This window comes from Halorubrum sp. AD140 (assembly GCF_034497445.1).
Taxonomy (GTDB): domain Archaea; phylum Halobacteriota; class Halobacteria; order Halobacteriales; family Haloferacaceae; genus Halorubrum.
This window is the reverse complement of record NZ_JAXRUU010000101.1, coordinates 1-5,891: the sequence shown is the minus strand read 5'-3', so window position 1 is coordinate 5,891 and position 5,891 is coordinate 1. Positions and strand designations below refer to the sequence as shown.

At 68.6% G+C, this 5,891-nt stretch carries 9 protein-coding genes; 4 read left to right on the top strand and 5 right to left on the bottom strand.

The features are described 5' to 3' along the window. Positions 1 to 205: 205 nt before the first annotated feature. The gene (locus tag U4E84_RS15975) at positions 206 to 1,066 is read left to right on the top strand and encodes a hypothetical protein (RefSeq protein ID WP_322533109.1); all 861 of its coding nucleotides are present in this window, start codon (positions 206 to 208) and stop codon (positions 1,064 to 1,066) included. Positions 1,067 to 1,082: 16 nt separating this feature from the next. Here the strand turns inward: U4E84_RS15975 and U4E84_RS15970 are convergent, their stop codons facing one another. After that, complete coding sequence (locus U4E84_RS15970) at positions 1,083 to 1,394, bottom strand: hypothetical protein (protein WP_322533108.1); 312 nt, start codon at positions 1,392 to 1,394, stop codon at positions 1,083 to 1,085. Positions 1,395 to 1,554: 160 nt separating this feature from the next. On the opposite strand from U4E84_RS15970, the gene U4E84_RS15965 reads away from it, so the two are divergent. Beyond that, a complete protein-coding gene (locus U4E84_RS15965) occupies positions 1,555 to 2,442 on the top strand; it encodes a DMT family transporter (RefSeq protein ID WP_322533107.1) in 888 nt (295 codons plus the stop codon). A gap of 23 nt (positions 2,443 to 2,465) precedes the next feature. Here U4E84_RS15965 and U4E84_RS15960 read toward each other — a convergent pair whose 3' ends face one another. Continuing rightward, positions 2,466 to 2,963, bottom strand: a complete 498-nt coding sequence (locus tag U4E84_RS15960; RefSeq protein WP_322533106.1) for an SRPBCC family protein — start codon at positions 2,961 to 2,963, stop codon at positions 2,466 to 2,468. A gap of 155 nt (positions 2,964 to 3,118) precedes the next feature. Between U4E84_RS15960 and U4E84_RS15955 the strand changes: the two genes are divergently transcribed. Together U4E84_RS15955 and U4E84_RS15950 are read left to right on the top strand one after the other, a co-directional pair. Continuing rightward, the gene (locus U4E84_RS15955) at positions 3,119 to 4,045 is read left to right on the top strand and encodes a DNA-3-methyladenine glycosylase (protein ID WP_322533105.1); all 927 of its coding nucleotides are present in this window, start codon (positions 3,119 to 3,121) and stop codon (positions 4,043 to 4,045) included. Positions 4,046 to 4,152: 107 nt separating this feature from the next. Continuing rightward, positions 4,153 to 4,539, top strand: a complete 387-nt coding sequence (locus U4E84_RS15950; RefSeq protein WP_322533110.1) for a DUF555 domain-containing protein — start codon at positions 4,153 to 4,155, stop codon at positions 4,537 to 4,539. 71 nt (positions 4,540 to 4,610) lie between these two features. On the opposite strand, the gene U4E84_RS15945 is transcribed toward U4E84_RS15950, so the two are convergent. The 3 genes from U4E84_RS15945 to U4E84_RS15935 form a co-directional block, all read right to left on the bottom strand. After that, on the bottom strand, positions 4,611 to 4,844 hold the full coding sequence (locus tag U4E84_RS15945; protein ID WP_322533104.1) for a UPF0058 family protein: 234 nt from the start codon (positions 4,842 to 4,844) through the stop codon (positions 4,611 to 4,613). A gap of 221 nt (positions 4,845 to 5,065) precedes the next feature. After that, positions 5,066 to 5,245: a hypothetical protein gene (locus tag U4E84_RS15940; protein ID WP_322533103.1), complete on the bottom strand. Its 180-nt coding sequence runs from the start codon at positions 5,243 to 5,245 to the stop codon at positions 5,066 to 5,068. Positions 5,246 to 5,351: 106 nt separating this feature from the next. After that, positions 5,352 to 5,891 (bottom strand): transcription initiation factor IIB family protein (locus U4E84_RS15935; protein WP_322533102.1); only part of this gene is annotated, 540 nt, incomplete at its 5' end.

Sequence of the window (5,891 nt, the reverse complement as noted above, 5' to 3'; positions counted from 1 at the left end):
CTGGAGTGAGCGATCCTCTGGGAACCGCGGTTCGCCGCCTGCCCATTCATATCGGGGCGATCGCCCCACACATTTTCAGCCAACTGTCGAGAGCGTTCGCGGACGGCAGAGAGCGGCTGCACGTGCGTTGGTAGGGTCGCCGAATTTCAATGTTGATGAGTCCATCCATAAGTTTATCCGTTTTGTAGCTGAAGGGAACGTACTGATGGCCACTCCCTCGGAGTCCGACTACGGCGTCACGGTGCGGTTGTCTGCCACCGGGCAGCCGCCGGCTCGTGACGGTCCCGTGCCGGACCGAGTGGTCTCCGTTCTGTTCGAGACGGGGATAGAGGAGTGGCGACGCGGATGGAGGCGGTCGCCGGGGACGGGTCCCTCACAGGAGGCGATCGTCGCCGCGAGCGACACCACTCGGGGAGCGACGGCGACGACGCAGGTGGTGCCGGGAGGGCGGCTCGCGTACACCGTTCTCGGCGCACCCGTCGACCTCGATCGCGTCGCTGTCGCCGTGTCGGAGCACGTAGACGGCGTGCGGGGGACCGCTCCGACCGTCATCGTCGACGATCTCGCTCCGGTGTTGACCGGCCGGGAGCGCGCCGATGTCGAACCGTTCGCGGAGACGCTCCGGGAGGGGTTCGGCGGCTCGGTGAACGACGTCGTCGTCGGCTGCACGTATCGCCCCGAAATCGCCGCCGACCTCGGTGCGCTGTTCGATCCGATCGAGGAGGTGGGACGCGTCGACCACCCGGTTCGCGACGCCTTCGACCGGCTTCGCCGAGAGGACCCGACGACGTTCGGCTACGTGCGCCGTCACTGGTTCGAAGCGTGGGAGGGAATCCGCCGCTGCGACCGGAATTACCCGCAGTCGCGGCAGGTGCACGCGGCGCTCGAGCAGCCGGCGACGACGCCGCGAACGCTCGGAGCGACGCTGTCGGGGCTCGTGCGGCTCGGCGTGCTCGAAACCTGGGGCGACACGGTCGGACCGACGCGGTACGACCTCACCGCGTACGACGCCGACCGGATGTGGCTCGTCGGGGCCGCCATCGCGTCGTCGGGCGGACGAGACTGAGGACTGGACCCCGGATTCAGGGGCCTCTGTCCGCGCGGTCGGCGTCCTCGTGTTGGCGATCCGGGGCGTCCAGCTCGTAGTCCACGACGGTTCCGTCCGGCTCGAGGGTGACCGTTCCGAGCGTGACGGTCGTCCCCGTCTCGAACCGGTCTGTGACGGTTTCGAGGACGCGCCGCTGGTCGAGGCGTTCCCAGACGGTCTCGGCGACGAGCGACTGGAACGCCTCGGGGTCGGTCCAGCCGGAGTCGACGTCCGACGGGACGTGGACGACGAACTGGAGCTCCGCCTCAGTGAGGCGGATCCCCACGCCGAACGTGTCTGCGCACATAAGTCGCCGTTCGGACCGGACCCGCAAAGCGTCGTCGGGACGCGACCGGCCGCGCGCTCCGCTGGGTCGAGTCCGGGGGTCGGTTCTCGCCGGCCCGCACGGGCGACTCCCGTCCGGTCCCGAAACCGGTAAGCGACGGGGGGTCGGACCCGTGAACGGAATGTCGGACGAGCCACGGATGTCTCCGGTCGCCGGCCTCGCGGTCGCCGTGAGCGCCGTGAGCGCCGGGGCGATCTTCGTCCGACTCAGCGACGCGCCGAGCTCGGTGGCCGCGTTCTACCGCGTCCTGTTCACGACGCTGCCGCTGCTTCCCGTGGCGTACTGGCGCTATCGGGCGCAGTTCGCCCGGATCACGCGTCGCGACCTCGGGTTCGCGACGCTGTCAGGCGTCGCGCTGGCGCTCCACTTCGCCTCGTGGTTCGAGAGCCTCGAGTGGACGAGCGTGGCCGCGAGCGTGACGCTCGTTCAGGCGCAGCCGGTGTTCGTCGCGCTCGGCGCGTGGCTCCTCCTCCGCGAGCGCGTGACGAGGCGAATGGCCGCCGGCGTCGCGGTCGCCGTCGGGGGGATGGTCGCGATGTCGGTCGGCGACCTCCTCGGCGGGGTCCTCGTCGGCCCTCGACCGCTGTACGGAAACGGGCTGGCCCTGTTCGGTGCCGTGATGGCGGCCGCGTACGTGCTCGCCGGGCGGTCGCTCCGACAGCGCGTCTCGCTGGTCCCGTACGTGGTCGTCGTCTACGGCGTCTGTACGGCGGCGTTGTTCGGGCTGGTTCTCGCGGAGGGACATCCCCTCATCGGCTACCCGTCCCGCGAGTGGGCGCTTTTCGCCGCGCTCGCGATCGGACCGGGACTGCTCGGACACACGGTCGTCAACTGGGCGCTCGCACACGTCGAGTCGAGCGTGGTGTCCGTGTCGCTGCTCGGCGAGCCGGTCGGCGCGACGGTCCTCGCGTTCCTGCTGCTCGCCGAGACGCCGACGCCCGTCACGCTCGTCGGCGGCGGGGTCGTGCTCGTCGGGATCGCCGTGACGGCGACCGACGCGGCGGGCTGAGGCCCGCCTCCCGGTCGTCGGCGCTACGGCTCGAAGTGGGCGACCGTTCGCCTGTGTCGGTCACGGAACATCCCCTCGAATCCGACTTTCGCGAACGGTCCGGCGACGTCGCCGAGCGGACCGAACGGGAGGCGGTACGCGACCGTGTCGACGAGCAGCGTCTCCTCGCCGTCGGCGTAGAAGGCATGCGTGTGTTCCCACGCTCGAAAGGGGCCGCCGACCATCTCGTCGACGAAGCGCGCGCTTCCCTCGATCGGTGCGTCGCCGGCGGGTTCGCGCTCCGTGATCCGCGAGACCCATCGCTGTCTGGGCCCGACCCCGAACGGCCGTATCGACATCCGTATCCGCGAGCCTTCGGCGAGCACCTCCGGGTTCGGCTCCCCGTTCGGCCCCTCGACGCCGCCGATGCGGAGGCGCATCCAGTCGGGTGTGAGCGCCCGGAGTCCGTCGATCGTGGAGTGAAACGCCCACACCTCGTCGATGGGGGCCGGTACGCGGGTCGTCCGCCGGTACGTCGGCATGCACACGCTACGTGGCGACCGGGCAAAAACCCCGCTCCGATACTGAGAGCCGCCGGCGATCCGGTCTCGGACCGAGGTTCGAACCCGACGCGAGCCTCCTCGCCGACCCGTCGGTACCGAAATCCGAATACGCTTGCGACCCCTGCGAATTCGTAATGGAACGAGGCGCGATCGACGTCGCGGAGCTGGCCGGCCCGTTCGACCTCCAGGCGACCGTCGAGAGCGGCCAGAGCTACCTCTGGAACCGCGCGGACGGCGGAACCTACGAGGAGCTTCACGCGCACGGCGGCGACGAGTGGTACGAGACCGTCGTGGCTCCGATTCCGGAAGTGAGCGACGAGCGCGTTCCCCTGCGGGTCAGACAGGAGGGCGGCGTCCGCGACGGCACGCTCCTGTGGGAGTCGTCGGTCGACGCCGTCCCGCTGCTCGAACACCTGTTCCGGCTCGACGACGACCTCGACGCGATCCTCGGGGCGACGCCGGACCTCCCGCTGCTCGAACGGGCGTACGACGCCTACGAGGGGATGCGGCTGACTCGCGACCCCGTCTTTCCGTGTCTGATCTCGTTCATCTGCTCGGCGCAGATGCGCGTCGCCCGAATCCACGGCATGCAGCGACGGCTCCGGGAGACGTACGGCGACGTCGTCGAACTCGACGGATCGGAGTATCACGCCTTTCCGACGCCCGACCGGCTCGCCGCCCGGACCGAGGCGGAGCTGCGCGACCTCGCGCTGGGGTACCGAGCGCCGTACGTGCAGCGGACGGCCGAGATGGTCGCGTCGGGCGAGGCGGACCCGCTGGCGGCAGCCGACCTCCCCTACGAGGACGCCCGCGAGTCGCTGACGCGGTTCGTGGGCGTGGGAGAGAAGGTCGCCGACTGCGTCCTGCTGTTCTCGCTCGGTTTCTTGGAAGCGGTGCCGCTCGACACGTGGATCCGCACGACGATCGAGGAGTACTACCCCGACTGCGACCGCGACGGCTACGCGGAGACGTCGCGGGCCATCCGCGACCGGTTCGGCGGCGAGTACGCGGGATACGCGCAGACGTACGTGTTCTACTACCTTCGGGCGGGCGGCGAGTAGCCCGTCTCGGTCGCGGAGTCCGTGGGTGCGGCCGCGAGTTCGTCGGTTCGGCGTTGCGACCTGTCGGCCGAAGGTTCATACTGGCTCGTGTGGTACGTGTCACCGTGATGGATTGCCGAGTCGTCGTCGAGGCCGCCGTCCCGGTGTACGACGTCGGGACCGCGGACGAAGCCGTCCGGATCGCGATCTCGAAGACGGGCGAGATGCTGAATCCGGACCTCAGCTACGTCGAGATCGACACCGGGAGCCGCGCGTCGCCCGGCGGCCAGGAACTCCCGCCGGCGTTCGTCGCCGCCGACGAAGCGCTCGTCGCGCTCGAGCTCCGCATGGACGTGTTCAACGTGGAACGCCCCGAACACGCCAGTCGGGTCGCCCGGAAGGAGATCGGTCAGCGGCTCAGGAACATTCCGCTGAAAGTTCTCGACGTCGAGGAGATAGAGCAGGGGGACGCCGTGGACGCGTCGTCCGAGTCGTCGTCCGGTGACGAGTCGTAACCGGGGAACATACCGCGGACGTCAACGCCGCCGCTCGCGAGGTGACGACGGTCGACAGCGGGAGTGAAATCTCAGTCTGCGGTCGGGGCCAGCGGCTCCGATTCGGACTCGTTCATCGGTTCGGTGATTCCCTCGGTCAGCTTGAAAACGGCGGCTTTGTGGTCGGTCTTCGATTTGTGGATGGATGTCGGTTTGACGCCGAGGTCCTCGTATGCGTCGAGGTCGATCTCTTCGTCCCAAAACTCGCACTGTTTTCGTACCTCCGCGAGAAGGCCGTGAAGGTGGATGAGCTCCTGCTTCTTCATGAGTATCAGTCCTTTGCTACCGAGGGTTTATATTATTATCTTGAGTCACGTTACCACACATGTCTCGCATATTCGCCGTTTGCGGGGCCTAGACGGGATTTTTGAGTTATTAATCGGGTACAATTCTCCGCCGGGCGGTGGTCGACGGAGTCCGCCGTGCCGACGGCTGAGCGGGCGCGTCGTGTTCGGGACTCGTTCGAACCCCGGCGGCAGCCGTGACGCTACTGAAACTGCTTGACTGCTTCGAGGTCGCGCTCGGTTCGCATGAACTCCGTCAGTCGACGGGTCGCGTGACACGCGGGACAGCTGAAGTTCGACCGCAACTCCTGGAGGTCGGCGGGGTTGTCCTGCCACTCTTTGGTGCACTCCGGACAGACGAGTCTGACGAACGCATCCACCATGGACCGTCGTACACGCGGCCGGGTTAAAAACGTACGTGGCGACGCGGACGCGACGACGCGGCGCCCGTGACCGAGACGCCGCGATCGACCACCGATCGAGACGGCTTCAGGCCGCGAGCCCCTCGCTCGCCTCGAGGAGCTCCTTGTATCGGTTCCGAATCGTGACTTCGCTGATGTCGGCGACGTCCGACACCTGGCTCTGGGTCACCTTCTCGTTCGAGAGGAGCGCGGCCGCGTAGACGGCCGACGCCGCGAGCCCGACCGGCGACTTCCCGCTCGTGATGCCGGCCTCCTTGGCGCCGTCGAGGAGCTCGCGGGCCAGCCGCTGGGTCTCCTCGGAGAGCTCGAGCCGCGAGACGAACCGCGGGACGTAGCTCTCGGGGTCCGCCGGCTGCACGCGAAGCCCGAGTTCGCGGATGACGTACCGATACGTGCGCGTGAGCTCCATCTTGTCGACGCGGGAGACGGCGGTGAACTCGTCTAAGCTCCGGGGGTTCCCCACCTGTCGGGCGGCGGCGTACAGGGACGCGGTGGCGACGCCCTCGATGGAGCGACCGGGGAGGAGGTCCTCGCTCAGCGCGCGGCGGTAGATGACGGAGGCGGTCTCGCGGACGTTGTCCGGGAGCCCGAGCGCCGAGGCCATGCG

Excerpts from the sequence above, each read along its gene's own strand:
- U4E84_RS15940 (WP_322533103.1), bottom strand. The coding sequence starts at position 5,245 with ATGGTGGATGCGTTCGTCAGACTCGTCTGTCCGGAGTGCACCAAAGAG.
- U4E84_RS15975 (WP_322533109.1), top strand. The coding sequence starts at position 206 with ATGGCCACTCCCTCGGAGTCCGACTACGGCGTCACGGTGCGGTTGTCT.
- U4E84_RS15955 (WP_322533105.1), top strand. The coding sequence starts at position 3,119 with ATGGAACGAGGCGCGATCGACGTCGCGGAGCTGGCCGGCCCGTTCGAC.
- U4E84_RS15950 (WP_322533110.1), top strand. The coding sequence starts at position 4,153 with ATGGATTGCCGAGTCGTCGTCGAGGCCGCCGTCCCGGTGTACGACGTC.
- U4E84_RS15970 (WP_322533108.1), bottom strand. The coding sequence starts at position 1,394 with ATGTGCGCAGACACGTTCGGCGTGGGGATCCGCCTCACTGAGGCGGAG.
- U4E84_RS15945 (WP_322533104.1), bottom strand. The coding sequence starts at position 4,844 with ATGAAGAAGCAGGAGCTCATCCACCTTCACGGCCTTCTCGCGGAGGTA.
- U4E84_RS15965 (WP_322533107.1), top strand. The coding sequence starts at position 1,555 with ATGTCGGACGAGCCACGGATGTCTCCGGTCGCCGGCCTCGCGGTCGCC.
- U4E84_RS15960 (WP_322533106.1), bottom strand. The coding sequence starts at position 2,963 with ATGCCGACGTACCGGCGGACGACCCGCGTACCGGCCCCCATCGACGAG.